Origin of the sequence: Pseudoxanthomonas sp., from assembly GCF_051953815.1 — a bacterium.
Classification (GTDB): Bacteria; Pseudomonadota; Gammaproteobacteria; order Xanthomonadales; family Xanthomonadaceae; genus Pseudoxanthomonas_A.
Map to the genome: position 1 here is coordinate 17,552 of NZ_JBQCIJ010000001.1, position 21,406 is coordinate 38,957.

The 21,406-nt window shown below is 68.5% G+C and carries 20 protein-coding genes; 12 read left to right on the top strand and 8 right to left on the bottom strand.

The window, feature by feature from the left end; all coding sequences use genetic code 11:
- Positions 1-8: 8 nt before the first annotated feature.
- From ACTHN1_RS00085 to def, 4 genes are all read right to left on the bottom strand, one after another.
- On the bottom strand, positions 9-1,679 hold the full coding sequence (locus ACTHN1_RS00085; RefSeq protein WP_440468948.1) for a glycosyltransferase family 39 protein: 1,671 nt from the start codon (positions 1,677-1,679) through the stop codon (positions 9-11).
- Between the two features lie 75 nt (positions 1,680-1,754).
- Positions 1,755-3,062: a 16S rRNA (cytosine(967)-C(5))-methyltransferase RsmB gene (gene rsmB, locus ACTHN1_RS00090; RefSeq protein WP_440468949.1), complete on the bottom strand. Its 1,308-nt coding sequence runs from the start codon at positions 3,060-3,062 to the stop codon at positions 1,755-1,757.
- Complete coding sequence (fmt, locus tag ACTHN1_RS00095; RefSeq protein ID WP_440468950.1) at positions 3,059-3,979, bottom strand: methionyl-tRNA formyltransferase; 921 nt, start codon at positions 3,977-3,979, stop codon at positions 3,059-3,061. Before fmt ends, rsmB begins: the two co-directional genes overlap by 4 nt.
- A gap of 95 nt (positions 3,980-4,074) precedes the next feature.
- Positions 4,075-4,590: a peptide deformylase gene (def, locus tag ACTHN1_RS00100; RefSeq protein ID WP_440468951.1), complete on the bottom strand. Its 516-nt coding sequence runs from the start codon at positions 4,588-4,590 to the stop codon at positions 4,075-4,077.
- A gap of 131 nt (positions 4,591-4,721) precedes the next feature.
- Here def and ACTHN1_RS00105 point away from each other — a divergent pair, with 131 nt between their 5' ends.
- The 11 genes from ACTHN1_RS00105 (at position 4,722) to ACTHN1_RS00155 (ending at position 16,198) form a co-directional block, all read left to right on the top strand.
- Complete coding sequence (locus ACTHN1_RS00105) at positions 4,722-5,891, top strand: LysM peptidoglycan-binding domain-containing protein (protein ID WP_440468952.1); 1,170 nt, start codon at positions 4,722-4,724, stop codon at positions 5,889-5,891.
- 76 nt (positions 5,892-5,967) lie between these two features.
- Positions 5,968-7,107, top strand: coding sequence for a DNA-processing protein DprA (gene dprA / locus ACTHN1_RS00110; RefSeq protein ID WP_440468953.1), 1,140 nt, complete (start codon positions 5,968-5,970; stop codon positions 7,105-7,107).
- Positions 7,108-7,149: 42 nt separating this feature from the next.
- A complete protein-coding gene (locus tag ACTHN1_RS00115; RefSeq protein WP_440468954.1) occupies positions 7,150-7,623 on the top strand; it encodes a DUF494 family protein in 474 nt (157 codons plus the stop codon).
- Positions 7,624-7,653: 30 nt separating this feature from the next.
- A complete protein-coding gene (locus ACTHN1_RS00120) occupies positions 7,654-8,358 on the top strand; it encodes a GYF domain-containing protein (protein WP_440468955.1) in 705 nt (234 codons plus the stop codon).
- Between the two features lie 104 nt (positions 8,359-8,462).
- Entirely contained in the window at positions 8,463-9,557 is a 1,095-nt protein-coding gene (locus tag ACTHN1_RS00125; RefSeq protein WP_440468956.1) for an RDD family protein, read from the top strand.
- Positions 9,558-9,588: 31 nt separating this feature from the next.
- Entirely contained in the window at positions 9,589-10,482 is an 894-nt protein-coding gene (locus tag ACTHN1_RS00130; protein ID WP_440468957.1) for an RDD family protein, read from the top strand.
- Positions 10,483-10,498: 16 nt separating this feature from the next.
- Entirely contained in the window at positions 10,499-11,473 is a 975-nt protein-coding gene (locus ACTHN1_RS00135) for an RDD family protein (protein ID WP_440468958.1), read from the top strand.
- Between the two features lie 179 nt (positions 11,474-11,652).
- Positions 11,653-14,196: a DNA topoisomerase I gene (locus tag ACTHN1_RS00140; RefSeq protein ID WP_440468959.1), complete on the top strand. Its 2,544-nt coding sequence runs from the start codon at positions 11,653-11,655 to the stop codon at positions 14,194-14,196.
- Between the two features lie 64 nt (positions 14,197-14,260).
- On the top strand, positions 14,261-14,830 hold the full coding sequence (locus ACTHN1_RS00145) for a Sua5/YciO/YrdC/YwlC family protein (protein ID WP_440468960.1): 570 nt from the start codon (positions 14,261-14,263) through the stop codon (positions 14,828-14,830).
- A 46-nt stretch (positions 14,831-14,876) separates the two neighbouring features.
- Positions 14,877-15,584, top strand: coding sequence for a DUF4124 domain-containing protein (locus tag ACTHN1_RS00150; RefSeq protein WP_440468961.1), 708 nt, complete (start codon positions 14,877-14,879; stop codon positions 15,582-15,584).
- Positions 15,584-16,198 (top strand): DUF4124 domain-containing protein, encoded by a 615-nt coding sequence (locus ACTHN1_RS00155; RefSeq protein ID WP_440468962.1) that lies wholly within the window; start codon positions 15,584-15,586, stop codon positions 16,196-16,198. Before ACTHN1_RS00150 ends, ACTHN1_RS00155 begins: the two co-directional genes overlap by 1 nt.
- A 110-nt stretch (positions 16,199-16,308) precedes the next feature.
- Here the strand turns inward: ACTHN1_RS00155 and ACTHN1_RS00160 are convergent, their stop codons facing one another.
- Together ACTHN1_RS00160 and ACTHN1_RS00165 are read right to left on the bottom strand one after the other, a co-directional pair.
- Positions 16,309-16,875: a hypothetical protein gene (locus ACTHN1_RS00160; RefSeq protein WP_440468963.1), complete on the bottom strand. Its 567-nt coding sequence runs from the start codon at positions 16,873-16,875 to the stop codon at positions 16,309-16,311.
- Positions 16,865-17,641: an SDR family oxidoreductase gene (locus tag ACTHN1_RS00165; RefSeq protein WP_440468964.1), complete on the bottom strand. Its 777-nt coding sequence runs from the start codon at positions 17,639-17,641 to the stop codon at positions 16,865-16,867. The genes ACTHN1_RS00160 and ACTHN1_RS00165 overlap by 11 nt, the downstream gene beginning before the upstream one ends.
- A gap of 56 nt (positions 17,642-17,697) precedes the next feature.
- Here ACTHN1_RS00165 and ACTHN1_RS00170 point away from each other — a divergent pair, with 56 nt between their 5' ends.
- A complete protein-coding gene (locus ACTHN1_RS00170) occupies positions 17,698-17,919 on the top strand; it encodes a hypothetical protein (RefSeq protein ID WP_440468965.1) in 222 nt (73 codons plus the stop codon).
- A gap of 88 nt (positions 17,920-18,007) precedes the next feature.
- Here ACTHN1_RS00170 and sppA read toward each other — a convergent pair whose 3' ends face one another.
- Together sppA and ACTHN1_RS00180 are read right to left on the bottom strand one after the other, a co-directional pair.
- Positions 18,008-19,918, bottom strand: a complete 1,911-nt coding sequence (gene sppA / locus ACTHN1_RS00175) for a signal peptide peptidase SppA (RefSeq protein WP_440468966.1) — start codon at positions 19,916-19,918, stop codon at positions 18,008-18,010.
- Between the two features lie 102 nt (positions 19,919-20,020).
- A complete protein-coding gene (locus tag ACTHN1_RS00180) occupies positions 20,021-21,385 on the bottom strand; it encodes an MATE family efflux transporter (protein WP_440468967.1) in 1,365 nt (454 codons plus the stop codon).
- Positions 21,386-21,406 lie beyond the last annotated feature (21 nt).

Here is a 21,406-nt window from a genome sequence, read left to right on the forward strand (position 1 = left end):
CGTGGCGGTCAGCGGCACCCCGCCGCCGCCGCCTCGTCCACCAGCCACCAGCTGCGCCGGTTGGCCGAGCCGAGCGGCCGCGCGCGCGCGCGGTCGACACAGGCCGGCAGGGTGGCGTCCTGCGCCATCAGCACGCGCCGTGCGGGCGCCGCGTGCAGCCAGGCCAGGCCGCGCTGCCATTGCTGCTCCACCGGTGCGCGGAAACCGAATTCGGTCACCTCGCCCTGTGCCTGCAGCAACTGCTGCTCCTTCCAGTCGACCAGGCCGATGGCGGCGTCCTGACCTGCGCGCGCGCGCGCTTCGGCCATCACGTCGCGCGCCGAGTTCTCACCGTCCAGCAGCGGCGCCAGCACCACCCCGTAACCGACCCATAGCACCAGCACGGTCGCCAGGGTCAGCACCACCGCGCGGACGCGCCGCAGCCACAACGCGGCGGCGACGATCAACCCGCCCATCACCGCCAACGCCAGCCACAACCGATCCGCATGCGGATCGTCCGCCAGGCCGCGCTCGGCTTCCAGCTTCAGTTCAAAACGCGGATCGCCGGTCAAGGCCATGACGCCGGCCACCAGCAACAGGCTGCCCAGCACGGCGGCGAAGGCCAACAATGCGGTACGCACGCCGCGCCGTTCGCCCAGCGCCGGCAGGAACGGCGCCGCCGCCCACGCCAGCGCCGGCAACGCGGGCAGGATGTACATGTCGCGCTTGCCCGGGCTGGCGCTGAAGAACAGCAGCACCAGCAGCGTCCACGCCAGCGGCCACCACACGCGGGCATCGCGCCGGCGCCAGGCCTCGCGCCAGGGTTTGATCAGCCAGGGAATGAAGATCGAGAACGGCAGCCAGAACAGCGCGATGACTTCCAGGAAGTACCACGGCGGCTCCTGGTGGTGCCACGCGGCGACATAGCGGGTCGCGGTCTGGCGGAACAGGATTTCGTTGAGGTAGGCGCGATGCTCGGGATCGCCGCTGGTCAGCGCGGTCACCACCATCGGCACGAACCACAGTCCGATCGCCAGCAGGAAACTCGCACCGCCCAGCCACCAGCGGCCCACACCCTTCGGCGCCGGCGCGCTCAGGCCCTGCCAGCCACGCCAGCGCATCAGTGCGTACGGAATCAGCGCCAGCAACGGCAGGAAACCCACGCCCTTGCTGATCACGCCCAGACCGGCGGAAAAGCACCCCAGCCAGTACCAGCGCCAGTTCGGCCCCAGCAGCAGGTGGCGGCCCAGGCCATACATGCCCAGGGTGATGAAGAACACCACGGTCGGATCGATCTGCGCGCGCTTGCCCTGGTAGACGAACTGCATCGCGCACAGCACCGCGCCGGCCGCCCACAGCGCGGCCTGGCGGTTCCAGCTGCGCCGCGCGAAGTCGTAGGTCAGCGTCAGCGTGCCCAGCGCGGCCAGCAGCGAGGGAATCAGGAAGGCGACGTTCCAGTTGCGCACCACCGCGTAGGTGGACGCGATCATCCAGAAGTACAGCGGCGGCTTGTCCGGATACAGCTCCTGGCCGCGATGCGGGAACAGCCATTGGCCGGATTCCCACATCTGCCTGGCCACCAGCACGAAGCGTGGCTCGTCGGCCGGCCACGGCGCGCGCATGCCCAGCCCCGCGCCGATCACCACCAGCGCGAACAGCAGGAACCACCAGAACGCAGTCTTGTCGTCGGTCTTGATCATGGCGCGCGATGATACCGGCGATTCGTTAGGCAATTGTCGGAGCCCGGCCCGCCGGCCGGTCCAATGTCGCCCGGCTCACGCCGCTTCGGTGCGGATCAGGCGCGCGTAGAAGAAGCCATCCATGCCGTCCTCGCCAGGCAGGCGCTGGCGTCCGGCGCCGGAGACGTGGCCGAAGCGCGCATCCAGCGGCTCGGCGCGGGCATCGGGCGTGCGTGCCAGGAAGGCGTCGATCTGGCGTTCGTTCTCGTCCTTGAGGATCGAGCAGGTGGCGTACAGCAGCGCGCCGCCGGGGCGCAGCAATGTCCATGCCGCATCCAGCAGGCGCGCCTGCAACGCGCACAGGGCGGTGATGTCCTCCGGCCGCCGGTGCAGCAGCACGTCCGGTTGGCGGCGGACGATGCCGGTCGCCGAACAGGGCGCATCCAGCAGGATCGCGTCGAACGGCTGCCCCTCCCACCAGGCGGAAGGGTCGCCGGCGTCGGCGACCCGCAGCGACGCACGCGCGCCGACTCTGTCCAGCGTGTCGCGCACGCGCTGCAATCGCCGCGCATCCACGTCCAGCGCCAGCAGGCGCAGCCCGGGGTTGCGTTCGAGCAGGTGCGCGGCCTTGCCGCCCGGCGCCGCGCACGCGTCCAGCACGCGCGCGTCGGCGGCCGGCGCCAGCGCGTCCGCCACCAGTTGCGCCGCGCCATCCTGGATGGACACGTCCCCCGTGGAGAAACCGGGCAACGCGGTCACCGCCACCGGCGTGTCGACGCGGATCGCGTCGGCGGCCGACGGGGTCGTCTGCGCCGACAGGTCGGGCAACGCTTCCCGCAGCCGCTCCAGATAGGCCGACGCCGGCAGGCGCGCGCGGTTGATCCGCAACCAGAGTGGCGCGGCCTCGGCGCTCGCCACGAAGATATCCTCCGCCCGTGCCGTCCAGTCCGCGCGCACCTTCGTGCGCAACCAATGGGGCCATGCCAGTTCGGCCGCGGCGGTGGGCAGGCCTTCGCGCTGCGCGCGGCGCAGGAGCGCGTTGACCATGCCGGCCTGGTGCGCGCGCTTCAGCGCGCGGGCCGCTTCCACGGTCGCCGAGAGCGCCGCGTGCGCCGGCAACCGCAACGCATCGATCTGGGCAAAGCCGACCCACAGCAGCGCGCGCAGTTCGCTGTCGCGGCGTCCGGGCGGCTTCTGCATCCAGCGCTTCAGCGCTTCGTCATAGCGGACGCGCTGGCGCAGCGCGGCGAAACAGATCGCTTCGGCCAGCGCGCGATCGCGTGGATCGGCCAGGCGTGGCAATGCCGCCGCCAGTTCCGCCTTCAGCGAACGACCGCGATGCGCGACCGCGTCGAGGATCTGCGCGGCCAGCGCGCGGACGGCGGTGCCCGAGCCCGGCGTCACGCGGTCACCAGATCCCGGCGCGCATTGAGGTAATCGGCGGCGGTGATGGCCTTGCCGCCTTCGCGCTGGACCACCCGCAGGCGCAGCGCGCCCTGTCCGCAGGCGATGTCCAGGCCCTGGCGGCCCGCGGCGAGCAGCGTGCCCGGTTCGGCGTGGTGCGCCAGATCCAGCGCGACCGCGCCATGGATGCGCAGGCGCTCTCCGGCCACGGTCGCCTCGGCCACCGGCCAGGGTTCGAATGCGCGCACCTTGCGCGCCAGCGCTTCGGCCGGCTGCGCCCAGTCGAGTCGCGCCTCGTGCTTTTCCAGCTTGTGCGCGTAGGTGGCGCCTGCTTCCGGCTGCCGCTGCGCCACCGGGCGCATGCCCGCGCGCAGCAGGCCCAGCCCATCGGCCAGCACCCGCGCGCCAAGTTCGGACAGGCGGTCGTGCAGCTGGCCGCCGGTTTCCGCGTCGCCGATGGGCGTGCGCTGGGACAACAGCACCGGGCCGGTGTCCAGGCCGGCTTCCATCTGCATCAGGCAGACGCCGGTTTCCGTATCGCCGGCTTCGATCGCGCGCTGGATCGGCGCGGCGCCGCGCCAGCGCGGCAGCAGCGAGGCATGCACGTTCCAGCAGCCGTGACGCGGAATGTCCAGCACCGCCTGCGGCAGGATCAGGCCGTAGGCCACGACGATCATCAGGTCCGGGGCCAGCTCGCGCAGAGCTTCCTGCGAGGACTTCTTGCGCAGCGATTCCGGCTGCAGGACCGGGATGCCGCGCTGGATCGCCTCCAGCTTGACCGGCGAGGGCGTCAGTCCGCGGCCGCGGCCGGCGGGACGATCGGGCTGGGTATAGACCGCGACGACTTCATGGCGCGCGTGCGCGGCGCGCAGGCTGGGAACGGCGAACGCCGGCGTGCCGGCAAATACGATTCTCATGGGAGCTTGGATATCCGGGAAGGAAGGTGGGGATGGCGGTCAGCGCGACCCGCAGTCTTGCCCTTGCGAATCCCGAATCAGCCGTCCCGCAGCCGTCAGGCTGCCGCCTGGCGACGCTGCTTGGCGAGTTTCTTGCGCACCATCTCGCGCTTGAGCGGCGACAGGTAGTCGACGAACAGCTTGCCGTCGAGATGATCCATCTCGTGCTGAATGCAGACCGCGAGCAGGCCATCGGCGCGCAGTTCCTGCGCCTGGCCCCGGCGATCGACGAAGCGCACGGTGATTTCATTGGAACGGGTGACGTCGGCGTAGATGCCCGGGACCGACAGGCAGCCTTCCTGGTAGACCTGGTCGCCGGCGCGCTCGACGATCTCGGGGTTGATGAACACCCGGGGCTCGTTCTTTTCTTCGCTGATGTCGATGACCATGAAACGCTGGTGCACGTCCACCTGGCTGGCGGCCAGGCCGATGCCCGGAGCCTCGTACATGGTCTCGAACATGTCGTCCAGCAGCTGCTGGAACGCCGGCTCGGTCACCCGCGCGGGCTCGACCGGCACCGCCTTGGTGCGCAGCCGGGGATCGGGGAATTCGAGGATGGGAAGCAGTGCCATGGTGTGTCCGAGATGGGGGCGCCAGTGGAATCCGGCAAGGCCTCACGGATTCTAACTCGGGCGCTTGCGTTGCGCCGGGTTTTCTGGACTATAGTGCGGACCACCTGTCGGGGAATCAGGTAGATACCGCCATGTTTAAACATTTTCGTACGGTTCTCGCCGTCGCGGCGATCACCGTGGGCACCTATGCCGTCGCCGCCGAAACGGCCGGCGAGCACCCGGACACGTACGTGGTCAAGCGCGGGGATACCCTCTGGGACATCTCCGCCCGCTTCCTGAAAAAGCCGTGGCTGTGGCCGGAAATCTGGCAGGCCAACCCACAGATCAAGAACCCCCATCTCATCTACCCGGGCGACGTGCTGAGCCTGGCCTATCTGGATCGCGTCGCGGTCCAGCCCGGCCCGCGCCAGGACGCCCCGCTGAACGCGATTCCGCTGGCCGATGTCGAGCCGTTCCTCAAGAACCTGAGCATCACCGACAGCTTCAAGCACCTGCCGTACGTCGCCGGGCTGGAAGAGAACATGCTGCGCGCCACCGCCGGCCAGAACGTCTACGTCCTGGGCCTGGATCAGGCCCAGCCCGGCCAGCGCTACGCGATCGTGCGGCCCGGCCTGCGCTACACCCAGACCCGGGTGAAGTCGAACGGCGAATACCTGACCTACAAGGAAGACCTGGATTTCCGCGGCGCCCGCATCAAGGGTGCGCCGGCCGACTGGAACCGCCAGTGGTCCAGTTCCGCGCTGTCCGAAGGCGGTCCGGTCGAACTGCTGGGCTACGAGCTGGAGCAGGTCAACGTCGGCACCATCACCCGCGGCAGGGTGCCCGGCAGCGAAACCGTCACCCTGACCCTGCAGGACAGCGGCAAGGAAGTGCGGGCCGGCGATCGCGTGGTGCCGGTGGAAGCCAAGCCGTACGATCTGCAGTTCTTCCCGCACCCGCCGACCGCGGCCATCCCCGAGGGCAAGCTGCAGGTCCTGGCGGTCGCCAACGCGCTCACTTCCGGCGGCCCGCGCGACGTGGTGGCCATCTCCGGCGGCAGCCGCGAGGGCATCGACAACGGCACCGTGCTGTCGGTCTGGCGCCGGGGCGACCATGTCGCCAACAAGGTGCGCTGGCCCAACTCCTCGCGCATGGATGACTCCCCGCGCGACGGCGCCGGCCGGGTCAGCCTGCCGGACGAGTACGCCGCCCACGTGATGGTGTTCCGCACCTTCGACAAGGTCAGCTATGGCCTGGTGATGGAAGGCGTGAAGGCCACCCGGGTGGGCTATGAACTGAAGCATCCGGACGCGACCTACTGATCTTCCGGACAAACCCTACGCAACATCGCGACGGCGCCCGAGGGCGCCGTTGTCGTCTCCGGCCTAGGCTGGAGACATGTCCCGCCGTGACGACGCCCCCGACGCCCTGCTGAGGCTGATCCTGGCCGGCGGTGCCGCGAATCCGCGCCGTCGTCTGCTGGAACGCCACGGCTCGCCCGAAGCCGCGTTCGCCGCCGGAGCGGGCGGCTGGCGCGCGGCCGGAATGGACCTGGAGCAGATACGGGCATTCGCCGCGCCGGCACCAGCGCCGCTGGCCGCCGGCCGGGATTGGCTGTCGGCGTCGCCGCATCACCATCTGCTGGGCTGGCATTCGCCCGACTATCCCCCGTTGCTGCGCGGCAGCCCCAACCCACCGCTGGCGCTGTTCGTCGACGGCGATCCGGCGCTGCTGTGGCGGCCATCGGTGGCGTTGGTCGGCAGTCGCTCGCCCAGCGCGGGCGGACGGGACAACGCGGCGGCGTTCGCCGGCGCGCTGACGCGGACCGGACTGGTGGTGGTCAGCGGCATGGCCGCCGGCATCGACGCGGCCGCGCACGAAAGTGCGCTGGCGCAACCGGGGGGAACCACCCTCGCCGTGCTGGGCACGGGCCCGGATCTCGCGTACCCGCGCCGGCACGCGTCATTGCGCGACCGCATCGCCGCGGCGGGCGCCGTGGTCAGCGAACATCCCCCCGGCGTCGGCCCTCATCCAAGCCATTTTCCGCGCCGCAACCGCATCATCGCCGGGCTGTCCCTGGCCACCGTGGTGATCGAGGCCGCCGAACGCTCCGGCGCCCTGATCACCGCGCGGCAGGCCGCCGACAGCGGTCGCGACGTGTTCGCCGTGCCCGGGTCCATCCACAATCCGCTGGCGCGCGGGTGTCATCGCCTGATCCGGGACGGCGCCGGCCTGGTCGAGAGCGCCGCGGACGTCATCGACGGGCTCGCGCCGCAGCTCACCGGCCTGGTCCGGACCCTGCGCGAACATCTCCACGAACCTGAACAGACCCCGCCCGAACAACCCTCCCGCACCGATGCCGGCGAGCATGCCGACTACCAGAAGTTGTGGAATGCCCTGGGCCATGACCCAACCGGTATGGATCGACTGTCCGAACGAACCGGATTGACGACCGCCGCACTGTCCTCCATGCTGCTCGCCATGGAACTGGATGGGCGCGTATCGGTCGAACACGGCCGTTACTGTCGCAAAGGCTAGTTTCTTTCCTCCACAGCGCCACCGTGCGCAGGCCGAGGGGCAATGAAAGAGAGCATCCTGGACGTACTGCTGTACCTGTTTGAACACTATTTCACCGAGGACGCGGACCCCGTCCGTGATCGCGACTCTCTCCAGAACGGCTTGATCCAGGCCGGTTTCAGCCCCGCCGAAATCAACAAGGCTTTCGACTGGCTCGACGCGTTGGCCGACCAGCGGCCCAGCGCGGCGCAACCGCGCGCGGGTGGCCCCACCCGCATCTTCCATGGCCCCGAGCTGGAAAAGCTGGACGTGGAAGGCCGCGGCTTCCTGATGTTCCTGGAACAGCACGGCATCCTCGACGCCGACCAGCGCGAACTGGTGCTGGATCGGGCGATGGCGCTGGATCAGGACGAACTGGATCTGGACGACCTCAAATGGGTCGTGCTGATGGTGCTGTTCAACCAGCCCGGTTCCGAAGCGGCCTACGCGTGGATGGAAACGCAGATGTTCGTCGACGAACCTGAACCGGTACACTGAGCCAACTTAAACCTGCTTTCGGGGAAAAGCATGGCTCAGTGGTACTACGCGGAAGGACCGGGACGCAACGTCGGACCACTCGCGGCGGAAGAAATCGCCGCACGTTTCCGGCATGGCCAATTGTTCCTGGATACCCAGGTCTGGCGCGAAGGCATGGCGCAGTGGCAGCCCCTGCGCAGCGTAGCCGCCGAACTGGGCCTGGACGCACAGGCGCCATCTTCGCTGCCGCCGCCGTTGCCTGGCCGGCCGATGCCCGCGCCGCCTCGCGCCGCTTACGTGACGGCGCCCGAACCCCGCAAGATGAGCCGCGGTGTGCTCGTCCTGATCATCTGCCTCGCGGTCGCCCTTCCGGCGCTGGCGGTCATCGGCATCCTGGCCGCCATCGCCGTTCCCGCGTATCAGGAATACACCCTGCGTGCGCGCCTCATGGAACCGATTGCCGCGGGTGAAGCACTCAAGCCGCTGATCGAGCGCCACCTCGCCCAGGGGCAATGTCCCGACAACGAAGCGGACGGATTCCAGCCGGAAGACGCCTACGCCGCCCGGCATGTCGCCGGCATCGTCGTCGGTGAATTCGACGACGGCACGTGCGGGGTCGAGGTGCGCGTCCGGGGCACCGGTAGTCCGAAGATGGACGACCATGCCATCTGGATTTTCTACGACGGCCAGAGCCAGCGCTGGGGATGCACTTCGGACATCGAGGATCGGCTGCTGCCAGCCCAGTGTCGCGGCTGAGCAGCGCAATCGCCCGGTCCCGCCATACCGGCAAACCGGGCTCATCTAGGCGGTAATCGGCGATTGCGGTAACGTTCGCAACGCGATGGTTTGGGGAAACCAGCATGTCCACTTGGTATTACGCCGGGGCCGAGCGGCAGCCGCTTGGCCCGTTGTCCACGGATGAATTGAAACAGTATTTCCGCAGCCAGCGGATTACGGTGGACACACTGGTCTGGCGCGACGGCATGATGCAATGGCGCCCACTGGCGGAACTGGCCCAGCAGCTTGGCCTGCTGGAGGCGTCGCGACCGACCCCGTTCGACGCGGTCGCCGGCGCGGAGGCTCTCTCCTCCGGCCCGGATTCGCCGTCGATGCCGGCCCCGGCACCGCCCGCGGCCGCGGGCGCCGAAGCGGAACCACCCACCGCGCCTTCCCTTCCCGAGCGGACGCCGGTCGCAGCGGCGCCTGCAGGCGGTCGCGCGGTCTTCAATCTCGGCAGCGATCCTTCGCCCACGCCGGTATACGAGCGCCCTGAAATCATCCAGCGCATGGCCGCCACGCCCGCCGGCGACGCGGTCGCGGCACGCAATCCCTATCTGGCGGCGCGGGCGCCGTTGCAGGCGCAGCCCACCTTCGTCGCGGATCAGGATGTGGTCTACGCGGGTTTCTGGAAACGCGTGGCCGCCACCATCATCGACGGCTTCATCCTGTCGATCGCGGTGGGACTGTGCGGCGAACTGTTCGGCGTGATCCTCAGCGATCTCGCCGGCGGCGGTGAGCTGGCCACGATGATCACCACCTCGCTCTGCACCCTGATCCTCAACGCCCTCTACTTCGCCTGGTTCCATTCCACCTTCAACTACGCCACGCCGGGCAAGATGGCGATCGGCATCAAGGTGGTGCGCAGCCATGGCGAGCCGATTTCGTTCCTGCGCGCGCTGGCCCGATTCTTCGCCACCATCCTGAGCACGCTGACCTTCTTCATCGGTTACCTGATGGCGGCATTCACCGCGCGCAAGCAATCCTTGCACGATGTGATCTGTGACACCGTGGTGGTGGACAAGTGGGCCTATACGTCGGAGCCGGAACGGCAGCGCAGCGAACTGGGCCTGGTCGCCATCGTGGTGCTGGCCCTGTATGGTCTCGTCGTCGTGGCCGCCGCGGTGCTGGTCTTCTTCGTCATTGGACTGGCCGCCGCCACGCAGCGATTCGGTTGAACAAGCAAACAGCAACAGGAGCAGCACAACAATGAGCAGTTGGTATTTCGCCGTCGGCGAGCAGCGCCAGGGTCCGGTCAGCAGGGAGGAGCTCGGTGCGCGTTTTCAGCGAGGCGAAATCCTCCCGGACACGCTGATCTGGCGCGAAGGCATGGAGCAATGGCGCGCGTTGCGCGAGATGGCGACGGAACTGGATCTGGTCATTCCGGCACCGGCGATCCCGGTCGCCGCGGTGGTCAACGAATCCGCTTCGCCCTACGCCGCGCCGGCGGCGCAGGTACCGTTGCAGGCGCCGGTCTTTGGCGGTGACATCGTGCACGCCGGCCTGTGGAAGCGCTTTGCGGCCTCCTTCATCGACGGCATAGTGATGATGGTCGTGACCCTGGTGTTCGTCGTGGTGTGCGTCATGCTCACCGGCGGCGCGGCCGCGTTGAGCCCGGACGCGCTGACCAACGACGTGATGCGCGGTACGCTCGGACTGACCTTCATCCTGGCGTTCTACATCCTGCCGATCCTGGCCCAGGCCGCGTATTTCACCTGGATGCACGCATCCGCCTCGCAGGCCACGCTCGGCAAGATGGCGGTCGGCATCAAGGTCACGCGGACCAACGGCGAAGGGCTCGCCCTGGGCCGCAGTTTCGGCCGCTGGTGCGCCTACTTCTTCCTCAATCTGGTCAGCTGCGGCGTCACCACCCTGGTGTCGGCGTTCACCGTCGGACTGACCGATCGCAAGCAGGGCCTGCACGACATGATGGCCGACACGCTGGTGGTCGATCGCTGGGCCTTCACTGCCCATCCGGAACGGCAGCGCCGCGATCTGGGCGCGGTGACCTGGACCATCATCGTGCTCGCGGGCCTGTTCGTGATCGCCTACATCGGCTTCTTCGTGTTCGCGATCGGCATGGCGGCGATGGCCGGCCACTGACATCCCGCGAGTCTCCATGAAGCACTGGTACTACGCCGACGAAGCGCGGCAACCGCAGGGTCCGGTCGATGCCGAGACCCTACGGGATCTGCTGGCCGAGGGACAGATTTCCCATGCGACCCTGATCTGGCGCGATGGCCTGTCGCAGTGGCAGGCGGCCGCCGATTTCGCCGATGAACTCGCACTGGGCACCCCGTCACCGGCGGCATCCCCGTCGAGCGACGTGCCGGACGATGCCCCGTCGGCGCGCTCCGATTCTTCCGACGTTGCGGCATCGGCGCCGCGATTCGATGGCACCGGCAGCGATGCGGCGTTCGCGGAACCCGCGCCCTTACGGAACGCGTCCCCATACGCCGCGCCACAGGCCACGGTCGAGGTGGCGCCCCATGTGGTCCAGGGAGGCGAAATCGTCTACGCCGGCTTCTGGAAGCGGGCCGCGGCCTTCTTCATCGACGCTTTCGTGGTGACCATCCTCAACACCGTGCTCGGCACGGTCATCGGAATGGTGATGGTCGGATTGCTGATGAACAACGGCGGCGCCACCTTCGACTCACCCGCCTGGTGGATCCTGCAGGCGCTGTCCTATCTGGCGCAGCTCGTGGTGGCCGTGGTGTATTTCGCCTGGTTCCAGGCCTCCCCCCACCAGGCCACGCCCGGCAAGCTGGCGATCGGCATCAAGGTGGTGGACCGCAATGGCGCGACGATCAGCTTCTGGCGGGGCGTCGGCCGGTATCTGGCCAGCCTCGTCAGCACCCTGCTGCTGTTCGCGGGGTTCGTGATGGCCGCTTTCACCCGCCGCAAGCAGGCGCTGCACGACCTGATCTGCGGCACCCTGGTGGTGGACAAATGGGCCTACACCCACCATCCGGAGCGGCAACGCACCGAACTGGGCGCGGTCGCCTGGGTCGTCCTGATCCTCGGGGGCCTGCTCTGCCTCGTCGGCATGCTGGCGATGGGCGCGCTGATCGCCGCGCTGGGCGGCGCATTTTGAAAGGTGACCGCCTTCACGGAACTCGTTCAGGGTTGACAGCCGCCCCCCGGGCGTGATTCCACTATTAATAGCGAAACCTGAACGCCCGGGGCCACGGCTCCGGGCGTCGGCTTCTCTGCCGCCCGCTTTTGCGCCACCCTTGCCGGCCACGCGCCGCCCCCACCGCCCATCGGAAGGACATGTCCAAGCACCTCCTCATCGTCGAATCGCCGGCCAAGGCCAAGACGATCAACAAGTACCTCGGCAAGGACTTCCATGTCCTGGCGTCCTATGGTCACGTGCGCGACCTGGTGCCGAAGGAAGGGGCGGTGGACCCGGACAACGGCTTCGCGATGCGCTACGACCTCATCGACAAGAACGAGAAGCACGTCGATGCGATCGCCAAGGCGGCCAAGGCGGCCGAAGACATCTACCTGGCGACCGACCCGGACCGCGAGGGCGAGGCGATCAGCTGGCACATCGCGGAAATCCTGAAGGAGCGCGGCCTGCTCAAGGACAAGCCGCTGCACCGGGTGGTATTCACCGAAATCACTCCGCGCGCGATCCGCGAGGCGATGAACCAGCCGCGCCAGATCGCCAACGAACTGGTCGATGCCCAGCAGGCGCGCCGCGCGCTGGACTACCTGGTCGGTTTCAATCTCTCTCCGGTGCTGTGGCGCAAGGTCCAGCGCGGCCTGTCCGCCGGCCGCGTGCAGTCGCCGGCGCTGCGGATGATCGTCGAGCGCGAAGAGGAAATCGAAGCGTTCATCGCGCGCGAGTACTGGAGCATCGAGGCCGAGTGCGCGCATCCGCGCCAGTCCTTCACCGCCAAGCTGACCCGCCTGGACGGACAGAAGTTCGAGCAGTTCACCGTCACCGACGGCGACACCGCCGAAGCCGCGCGCCTGCGCATCCAGCAGGCCGCGCAGGGTTCGCTGCACGTCACCGACGTGACCAGCAAGGAACGCAAGCGCCGGCCCGCGCCGCCGTTCACCACCTCCACCCTGCAGCAGGAAGCCGCGCGCAAGCTGGGCTTCACCACCCGCAAGACCATGCAGGTCGCGCAGAAGCTGTATGAAGGCGTGGCCATCGGCGAGGAAGGCACGGTCGGCCTGATCAGCTACATGCGTACCGACTCGGTCAGCCTGTCGGTCGAGGCGCTGAACGAAATCCGCGACGTCATCGCGCGCGACTACGGCACCCAGGCGCTGCCGGACAAGCCCAACACCTACCAGACCAAGTCCAAGAACGCGCAGGAAGCGCACGAAGCCGTGCGTCCGACCTCCGCGCTGCGCACGCCCGCGCAGGTGGCCCGCTTCCTCAGCGACGACGAGCGCAAGCTCTACGAACTGATCTGGAAGCGCGCCGTCGCCTGCCAGATGGTGCCGGCGACACTCAACACCGTCAGCGTCGATCTGGCTGCCGGCAGCGAGCACAGCTTCCGCGCCAGCGGCACCACCGTGATCGATCCCGGCTTCCTGGCGGTGTACGAGGAAGGCAAGGACCAGAAGGGCGCCGAGGACGACGACGAGGGCCGCAAGCTGCCGCCGATGAAGCCGGGCGATCGGGTGCCGCTGGATCGCATCCACGCCGACCAGCACTTCACCCAGCCGCCGCCGCGCTTCACCGAAGCGGCGCTGGTCAAGGCGCTGGAGGAATACGGCATCGGCCGTCCGTCCACCTACGCCTCGATCATCCAGACCCTGCTGTTCCGCAAGTACACTGAGATGGAAGGCCGCGCGTTCAAGCCCACCGACGTGGGTCGCGCGGTGTCCAAGTTCCTCAGCGGCCATTTCACCCGGTACGTGGACTACGATTTCACCGCGCGCCTGGAGGATGAACTGGACGCGGTCTCGCGCGGCGAGGAGGAATGGGTCCCGCTGATGGAGAAGTTCTGGGGTCCGTTCAAGGAACTGATCGAGGAAAAGAAGGAATCGGTCGACCGCAGCGAAGCCACCGGCGCGCGCGAGCTGGGCACCGATCCCAAGTCCGGCAAGCCGGTCAGCGTGCGCCTGGGCCGGTTCGGGCCCTACGCCCAGATCGGCGACAAGGACGTCGACGAGAAGCTCGAGTTCGCCTCGCTGCGTCCGGGCCAGTCGATGCACACCATCACCCTGGAAGAGGCGATCGAACTGTTCAAGCTGCCGCGCAAGCTCGGCCAGGACAACGGCGAGGAAGTCAGCGTCGGCATCGGCCGCTTCGGTCCGTTCGCCAAGCGCGGCAGCACCTACGCCTCGCTGAAGAAGGAAGACGATCCGTACACGATCGATCTGGCCCGCGCGGTCTTCCTGATCAACGAGAAGGAAGAAATCGCCCGCAACCGCATCATCAAGGAATTCGACGGCAGCGACATCCAGGTCCTGAACGGCCGCTTCGGCCCGTACATCAGCGACGGCAAGCTCAACGGCAAGATTCCGAAGGATCGCGAGCCCGCTTCGCTGACCCTGGCCGAGGTCCAGCAATTGCTGGAGGAAACCGGCAAGCCGGCCCGGCGCGGTTTCGGCGCGAAGAAGGCGGCCGCCAAGAAAACCGCGGTGAAGAAGGAAGCGGCGACGAAGAAGACCGCCGCCAAGAAGACGGCGACGAAGAAAACCGCGACCAAGAAAACGGCCACCAAGAAAACCACGACGAAGAAGGCCGCCGTGACCGTCACCGAACCGGCCAAGTCGCTGCTCACGCCGGCCAAGGTGGAACCCGGCAAGAAGCGGGTCGCCAAGAAACAGAGCGACGACGCGCCGTTCTGAGCCGTCCGCCGGGCGCGCCCCGGGATGCCGCGGTGAATCGCGGCATCCATGGCAGAATCTGCCGATGAACGCGCCCCAGCCCCTGCCCTTGTCCGCCGCCGTGGAATGGCTCCAGCACGGCGGCGTGATCGCCTATCCGACCGAAGCCGTGTGGGGCGTGGGTTGCGATCCGTTCGACGAGGCGGCGGTGCGGCGTCTGCTGGCCATCAAGGAGCGTCCGGTCGAGAAGGGCCTGATCCTGATCGCCGCCGATCTCGACCAGCTTCGTCCTTGTCTGGATCTGGACGCGTTGCCGGTGGATCGCCTCGCCGAGGTGCTGGCGAGCTGGCCCGGCCCACACACCTGGGTGATGCCGGCCAGTTCCCGCGTGCCGCGCTGGCTGACCGGGGAACACGTCGGCATCGCCGTGCGGGTCAGCGCGCATCCGCAGGTCATCGCCCTGTGCCGCGGCTTCGGCGGACCGCTGGTATCCACCAGCGCCAACCTCAGCGGCCAGCCCGCGCCGCATGCGCGCGCGGGCCTGGATCCGGCCCTGCTCGAACGCCTGGACGGCGTCAGCGAGGGCGAGACCGGCGGACTGGAACGCCCCTCCTCGATTCGCGACGCGTTGACCGGCCAGCCCTTCCGGCTCTGAACCGGCCGGCGTTGTTTGCGCGCCGCTTAGCGCGCAAGATGCGGCCATGCGCACCGTCCTGGCCACCTGCCTGCTTTTCGGCGCCTGCCTGGCTTCCGCGGCCGCGCAGGAAGTGGTGATCTACCGCTGTGTCGGCAAGCAGGGCCAGCTGACCCTGCGCGATTCGCCCTGCGCGCCCGGCGAAACCCAGCAGACCCGCAGCATGCAGCGGCCGCGTGATCCGGCGCCCGGCGTCACGCCCCCCGTCGCCGCCAATCCCGCGCCCGCATCGTCATCGCCGCCGACCGTCACCGAGCGCGTCGTCTATCGCAACCCGCCGCGTCCGATGTACGAATGCGTCACGCCTGAGGGCGAGCGCTACACCAGCGACGACGGCGAGGGCCGGCCGCGCTGGGTGCCCAACTGGGCCGGCGCCTATCCGTATCCGGTCTGGCCACGCCCTCGAGGCGGCAGCGTCTCCGGGCACATTCCCATCGGCAACGGTGGCGGCATTTCATTCCAGAGTGGAGACCCCACGCCGCCGACGCCGCGACCTCCCGGTCATCCCACCGGTGTCGTCCTGCCGCCCGGCGGCGTCTGGGTCCGCGATGAATGCCATGCGCTGCCGCAGGTGGAAGTCTGCGCGCGCCTGTCCGATCGCCGCTACGAAATCCTGCGCCGCTACGGCAGCGCGATGCCCAGCGAGCGGCGAACGCTGGATCTGGAGCAGCGCGGCATCGATGCGCGGCTCGCCGCCGATTGCGGAAATCCCTGATGCGCTTCGCCCTTGCCTGGCTGCTCCTGCTGGCGGCGTCCGCCGCGCAGGCCGATGAACTGGTGATCTACCGCTGCACCGATGCCGCCGGCGCGCTCACCGTGCAGAACATGCCCTGTCCCAAGGGCAGCAAGCAGCAGATCAAACGGATGCAATCGCTGGCGACGGTACCGATGACACCGCCCGCACCGACGCCCGTGGCTCCGGAAACAACGCCCGCCGCCACTTCCGCGGCAACGCCTTCCCCGCCATCGGCGGCAGCGCCGGCGACACCCGTTGCCACCGTGCGCCTGCCGCCTCCCAATCTGTTCCGCTGCACCACCCGCGATGGCGGCGGCTACGTGACCGAGGACAGCGAACCGGCGTCGCGCTGCGAACCGCTGCAGACCACCGGTCTGGACGGCAATCCGCAGGGTGGCGCGGGTGAGGCCTGCGAGGTGGTGCACGACACCTGCGCCCGGGTTCCCGACGAAGGCCTGTGCGAGGCATGGAAGAAGCGGTGCGACGAAGCGGAAGTGGCTTGGCGCTTCACCCGCGCCGAAACCAGCGAAAAGAACAAGGCCGAGTTCGACCGCGTCCAGCGCATCCTGACCGAGAGCGCCTGCGGCGGCTGAGATGCCGCGAGGAAACCACGCCGCGCGCAGCTTTCGGTTGCACGGAAAGGGACGCTACTCCCGCCAACCCGCGAAGCCGTCGCGCATGGGGGAGCCAACGCCCCGGGACGTCACGTCGCGGGCCGCTTCGCGCTGGCCGGCGCGCTCCGCAGCACCGCCAGCGCGCGGCGGATCAGGCGCCAATGGATCAACCACAGCACCAGCGCGATCAGCCCGGCCGTCGAACCCAGCAGATTCGGCACCAGCGAGACGATCTGCGCGCCGCACCATCCCAGGCCGGACCATTCGCCGAAGCGCCGCCAGCCGGCCAGACCGGCATGCCGTCGCGCTTCCACGCGCAGGCTGGCCGACACGTTGTGGATGATGAAAAAGTCCTCGATGAAGTTGTACGGCAGCACGAACATCCACCAGACCGACGCGGGCGGCGCCTTGCGCGCGGCGGGCGAGACCGCCGCCAAAGTCCGGCCCAGATCACGGCAGTAGAAGAACACCACGCCCAGGAACAACGCCACCGCGGCCAGCGCGCCATACGGCCCGAACAACGCGATTTCGCCGAAGATGCCCCGCCCTTCCGGCGCGACCTGGAACGCATGCCACAGCGCCCAGCCCACGCCGGCGGTCAGTACGAGTTTCAGAACGAGCAGCCATCCATGGACGCCCGCGGATTCAGAAGCCATAGCGCAGGAATCCGCCATCCACGGCGATGCATTCGCCGGTGACGTAGCTGGCCGCCGGCAGGCACAAGAATCCCACCGCCGCCGCGACTTCCTCCGGCTCGCCGATCCGGCGCATCGGCGTGCGCGCGATCACTTCCTCGTAGTAGTCCGCATCCGAGAGCGGTCCGGACGTGCGGCGGGTGCGGATGTACCAGGGCGCCACCGCATTCACCCGCACACCGTCCTCGGCCCACTCGGCGGCCAGGTTGCGGGTCATCTGGTGCAGCGCGGCCTTGGTCATGCCGTAGGGCGTCCCGCTGCGCACGGCGGTGATGCCCGACACGCTGCCGACGTTGACGATGGCTGAACTGGCATGGCGGGTCAGCAAGGGGTGCGCGTAGCGCGACAGCTCGAACGCGGAGAACAGATTGGTCTCGAAGATCCCGCGCCATTCGTCCTCGGTGTAATCCACCGCGGCCTTGGTCAGATTGCCGCCGGCGTTGTTGATCAGCAGGTTCAGGCCGTCGGCGTGATCCTCCACCCAGTCGAGAATCGCGCGCCTGTCCTCGTCGTCGGCCACGTCGGCTCCCATCGTGGCCACTTCGCGTTCGGGGAACTCCTCGGCCAGATCCTCGCGCGCGGCATCCAGCAGATCCGCGTCGCGCGCGACCAGCATGACGTCGGCGCCGAAACCGAGCAGTTCGCGCGCAATCGCCAGCCCGATACCCGCGCTTGCGCCGGTGATGAGCGCGGTTTGCCCGTCCAGTCGCCAACGATGGGATCCCATGCGCCACTCCGTCAGAATGGGCGTAGCATACCGCCAGCCATTCCCGAGGGCATCGCATGAATGCGCGAACGTTCGCCTGTCTGCTGGTTCCATTGGCGCTCTCCGCATGCCGGCCATCACCGCCGCCCACCGAGCATCCGCCGGAACCGCAGGCATCGCGCGCCACCGAGCTGCGCGATGCCATCCAGGCGCCGCTGGAAAAAGCCAAGGCGGCCGAGGAGGCCGCCCGCAAGGCCGCCGACGATCAGCGCGCCGCGCTGGATGCGGCAGGCCAGTAGCGCACCTCGCGCGCAGTCCGCACAAAAGAAAAAGCCCTCCGCGAAAGAGGGCTTTTTTCATTGCCGGACCGGAATCAATCCGGCCCTGTCAGAAACCGCAGAAGCAATAGGCCAGCGCCTTGACCGGCGTGCCCTGGCGATCCTGCAGGGCCTCTTCCACGAAGCGCAGCTGCGTGTTGGCTTCCGGCAGGCGCTGCGCGAGCATCGCGCGGGCGACGTCGGAATCCTTCAGCCACAGCGCGCCGATGCGCGAGCTGGCCATCCGGCCCATGAACTGGGCGAACGGCGACGCGTTCTGCTCGATGTAACGCACGCGGTACTTGTCGGCGCCACCCAGCTTGGCCAGCTGCGCGGCGTAGTCGGTCGCGGCCTGCATGCCGCCTAGCTCATCGACCAGGCCGCGTTCCTTGGCCTGCGCGCCACTCCAGACGCGGCCGCGGGCGACTTCGTCCACCGCCTCGACCGGCTTCTTGCGCGCGTCGGCGACCTTGCCGGTGAAGTCCGCGTAACCCTTGTTGATGATCGACTGGATCACCTGGCCCACGGCCGGATCCAGCGGGCGGGTGATGTCGAACGCGCCGGCGAAACGGGTGGTGCCCACGCCGTCGGTGTGCACGCCGATCTTCTCCAGCGTGCGCGGCACGGTCGGAATCATGCCGAAGATGCCGATGGATCCGGTGATGGTGGACGGATCGGCGTAGATGCGATCGGCGTTCATCGAGATCCAGTAACCACCGGAGGCGGCCAGATCGCCCATCGACACCACCACCGGCTTGCCGGCGGCCTTCAGCGCGGCCACTTCGCGGCGGATCTGCTCGGACGCGAACACGCCGCCGCCCGGGGAATCCACGCGCAGCACCACCGCCTTCACGTCCTCGTCGTCGCGGGCCTCGCGCAGCAGCGCGGAGGTCGATTCGCCGCCGATGCGGCCGGCCGGCTGTTCGCCGTCGGTGATCTCGCCTTCGGCCACGATCACCGCGATCTGCGGACGCTTGTCCAGCGTGGCCGCGCGCTGCGTGTCCAGGTGGGCCAGATAGCCGTCCAGGGTGACCTGGCGGAAACCGGTATCCGAATCCTCGTCGGCCACACCGCGTTCGATCAGCAGGTTCTCCACGTCCTCGCGGGTCTTCAGGCCGTCGACCAGCTTCTGCTGCAGGGCGAACTTGGCCAGATCGCCACCGGCGGCGGCGATGCCTTCCGGCAAGGTGTCGATGCCGGCGGCCAACTGCTGCGGCGTCAGCTTGCGCGCCTTGGCGACGTCGCCCAGATAGCGCTGCCACACGTCGTTCATCCAGAACAGATCGGCTTCCTTGGCTTCCGGCGAGGCGGCGTCCAGCACGTACGGTTCGACCGCGGACTTGAATTCGCCCACCCGGAACACGTGCACGTCCACGCCCAGCTTGTCCTGCAGGGCCTGGCGGAAATACTGGCGATAGCGACCCAGGCCTTCCAGCAGCAGGCCGCCCATCGGATCCAGATAGATCTCGTTGGCCTGCGCGGCCAGCAGATACTGGTGCTGGCCCAGGTTCTCGCCGAACGCGACGATCTGCTTGCCCGAGGCGCGGAAACGTTCCAGCGCCGCGGCGACTTCACGCAGCGATGCGTAGCCGGTCGGCTGCAGCTTGTCCACGCGCAGCATCATCCGCTCGATCTTCTTGTCTTCGCGCGCGGCGTCGATCGCGCGCACCAGATCGCGCAGTTGGATCTCCTCCGCATCCTTGTCGTTGAGCAGCTTGGCCAGCGCGCGGGTCGCCGGATCGGTGCTGTACTGCTCCACCAGGCGACCTTCGGGCGCGACCACCAGGGTGGTGCGATCGATCACCGGCTTGACCGCCGAACTCGAACTGATCCCGGCCAGCAGGACCATGAACATGATCAGGAACAGCAGGAACCCGAAGAACAGCACGTTCAGGAACAGCTTGCGGGCGAAATTCACCACGTTCCAGGCGCCCACGAAGAAGGTGGCGACGGGTCCGCGGCGGGGAGGCGGTTGGTTCATGGGGGTGGAGACTCCGGTATTCCTGGGGCCAGCTTAACGGGTCGGCCCCGGGGCTGGCATGCCCCTTTAGTCACCGTGCCGTCGCCGCGCGCCCAATGTCAGTCAGGACGCATCCGCCAGCAGGCGCCGGCTACTGCGGTTGAAACGCCAGCCCAGGCTGATCGCGGCGGCGGTGAGGCCCATGATCAGGCCCAGCCACATGCCCTGCGGTCCCCAGCCCAGGCCCAGTCCGAAACCGGCCCCGAGCGGCATGCCCAGGCCCCAGTAGGAGAACATCGCCAGCCACATCGGCGCCCGGGTGTCCTTCAGGCCGCGCAGGGCGCCGGCCGACAGCACCTGGACGCCGTCGGGGAACTGGAACGCCGCCGCGTACAGCAGCAAGGTGCCCGCCAGCGCCGCGACCGCCAGGTCCTGGGTGTACAGGGACACCACCGCGTCATGACCGAACAGCAGCACCAGCGCCGACAGCGCTTGGGTGCACAGCACGATGGCGTAGCCCGCATGCGCGGCCCGGCGCACGCCGGCCGGATCGCCAGCGCCCAGCGCATGGCCCACGCGCACCGTGGTGGCCTCGGCCACGCCCATCGGCACCATGAAGCACAGGGCCGCCACATTGATGGCGATCTGGTGCGCGGCGGCCGAGACGGCGCCCAGCCGCGCGATCAACAGCGCGGTCACGATGAACAGGCTGCCCTCCATCAGCACGGTGATGCCGATCGGCAGGCCGGTCCGGAGCAGCTGCGAGATGGCCGGCCAGCGCGGCGGCTCGAAGTGGCTGAACAGCTTCAGATGGGCGAAGCGCCGCGAATGCCACAGGTACAGTCCGAAGCAGGTCGCCTGCACCCACATGGTGATCGCCGAAGCGGTGCCGAGCCCGGCCGCGCCCATTTCCGGCAGGCCGAACTTGCCGAAGGTCAGCACGTAGCCGACCGGCGCCAGCACCAGCAGCCCGCCGAAGCCCAGCAGCATGGTCGGCAACGTCCAGTGCATGCCCTCGCTCAGGTAGCGCATGCAGAAATAGAAGGTCAGCGCCGGCACGCCCCAGCGGATCGCGTGCAGGAAGCCGGTGGCGCCCGGAATGATGTCGGGGGCGATGCCAAACGCGCCCAGCGCGTACGGCGCCAGGGTCAGGAAGCCGAACATCAGCACGCCCAGGCCCAGCGACAGCCACAGGGCCTGGCGGAACAACGGTCCGATTTCGTCGCGCCGGTTGGCGCCGTCCAGTTGCGAGACCGACGCGGTGAGCGAGATGAGCGTGCCGATCGGCACCATCATCGGCAGCCACAACAGGGCCGTGCCGACCGTGACCGAAGCCAGGGTCTGGGTGCTGTGGTGTCCGGCGATGACGTTGTCGACGAAGCCGATGAGACCGGTGGAGACATGGCCCAGCACCAGCGGCAGGGCAAGTTTCGCGGAAGCGCGGACCTCATCGCCGAAACGCGGCGAATGGGAGACGGTGGAAGACATGGGGGAGACCGCCGGACTACG

Coding starts and splice junctions, on each gene's coding strand:
- ACTHN1_RS00085 (WP_440468948.1), bottom strand. CDS start 1,679: ATGATCAAGACCGACGACAAGACTGCGTTCTGGTGGTTCCTGCTGTTC.
- fmt (WP_440468950.1), bottom strand. CDS start 3,979: ATGAGAATCGTATTTGCCGGCACGCCGGCGTTCGCCGTTCCCAGCCTG.
- def (WP_440468951.1), bottom strand. CDS start 4,590: ATGGCACTGCTTCCCATCCTCGAATTCCCCGATCCCCGGCTGCGCACC.
- ACTHN1_RS00105 (WP_440468952.1), top strand. CDS start 4,722: ATGTTTAAACATTTTCGTACGGTTCTCGCCGTCGCGGCGATCACCGTG.
- dprA (WP_440468953.1), top strand. CDS start 5,968: ATGTCCCGCCGTGACGACGCCCCCGACGCCCTGCTGAGGCTGATCCTG.
- ACTHN1_RS00115 (WP_440468954.1), top strand. CDS start 7,150: ATGAAAGAGAGCATCCTGGACGTACTGCTGTACCTGTTTGAACACTAT.
- ACTHN1_RS00120 (WP_440468955.1), top strand. CDS start 7,654: ATGGCTCAGTGGTACTACGCGGAAGGACCGGGACGCAACGTCGGACCA.
- ACTHN1_RS00125 (WP_440468956.1), top strand. CDS start 8,463: ATGTCCACTTGGTATTACGCCGGGGCCGAGCGGCAGCCGCTTGGCCCG.
- ACTHN1_RS00130 (WP_440468957.1), top strand. CDS start 9,589: ATGAGCAGTTGGTATTTCGCCGTCGGCGAGCAGCGCCAGGGTCCGGTC.
- ACTHN1_RS00135 (WP_440468958.1), top strand. CDS start 10,499: ATGAAGCACTGGTACTACGCCGACGAAGCGCGGCAACCGCAGGGTCCG.
- ACTHN1_RS00140 (WP_440468959.1), top strand. CDS start 11,653: ATGTCCAAGCACCTCCTCATCGTCGAATCGCCGGCCAAGGCCAAGACG.
- ACTHN1_RS00145 (WP_440468960.1), top strand. CDS start 14,261: ATGAACGCGCCCCAGCCCCTGCCCTTGTCCGCCGCCGTGGAATGGCTC.
- ACTHN1_RS00150 (WP_440468961.1), top strand. CDS start 14,877: ATGCGCACCGTCCTGGCCACCTGCCTGCTTTTCGGCGCCTGCCTGGCT.
- ACTHN1_RS00155 (WP_440468962.1), top strand. CDS start 15,584: ATGCGCTTCGCCCTTGCCTGGCTGCTCCTGCTGGCGGCGTCCGCCGCG.
- ACTHN1_RS00160 (WP_440468963.1), bottom strand. CDS start 16,875: ATGGCTTCTGAATCCGCGGGCGTCCATGGATGGCTGCTCGTTCTGAAA.
- ACTHN1_RS00165 (WP_440468964.1), bottom strand. CDS start 17,641: ATGGGATCCCATCGTTGGCGACTGGACGGGCAAACCGCGCTCATCACC.
- ACTHN1_RS00170 (WP_440468965.1), top strand. CDS start 17,698: ATGAATGCGCGAACGTTCGCCTGTCTGCTGGTTCCATTGGCGCTCTCC.
- sppA (WP_440468966.1), bottom strand. CDS start 19,918: ATGAACCAACCGCCTCCCCGCCGCGGACCCGTCGCCACCTTCTTCGTG.
- ACTHN1_RS00180 (WP_440468967.1), bottom strand. CDS start 21,385: ATGTCTTCCACCGTCTCCCATTCGCCGCGTTTCGGCGATGAGGTCCGC.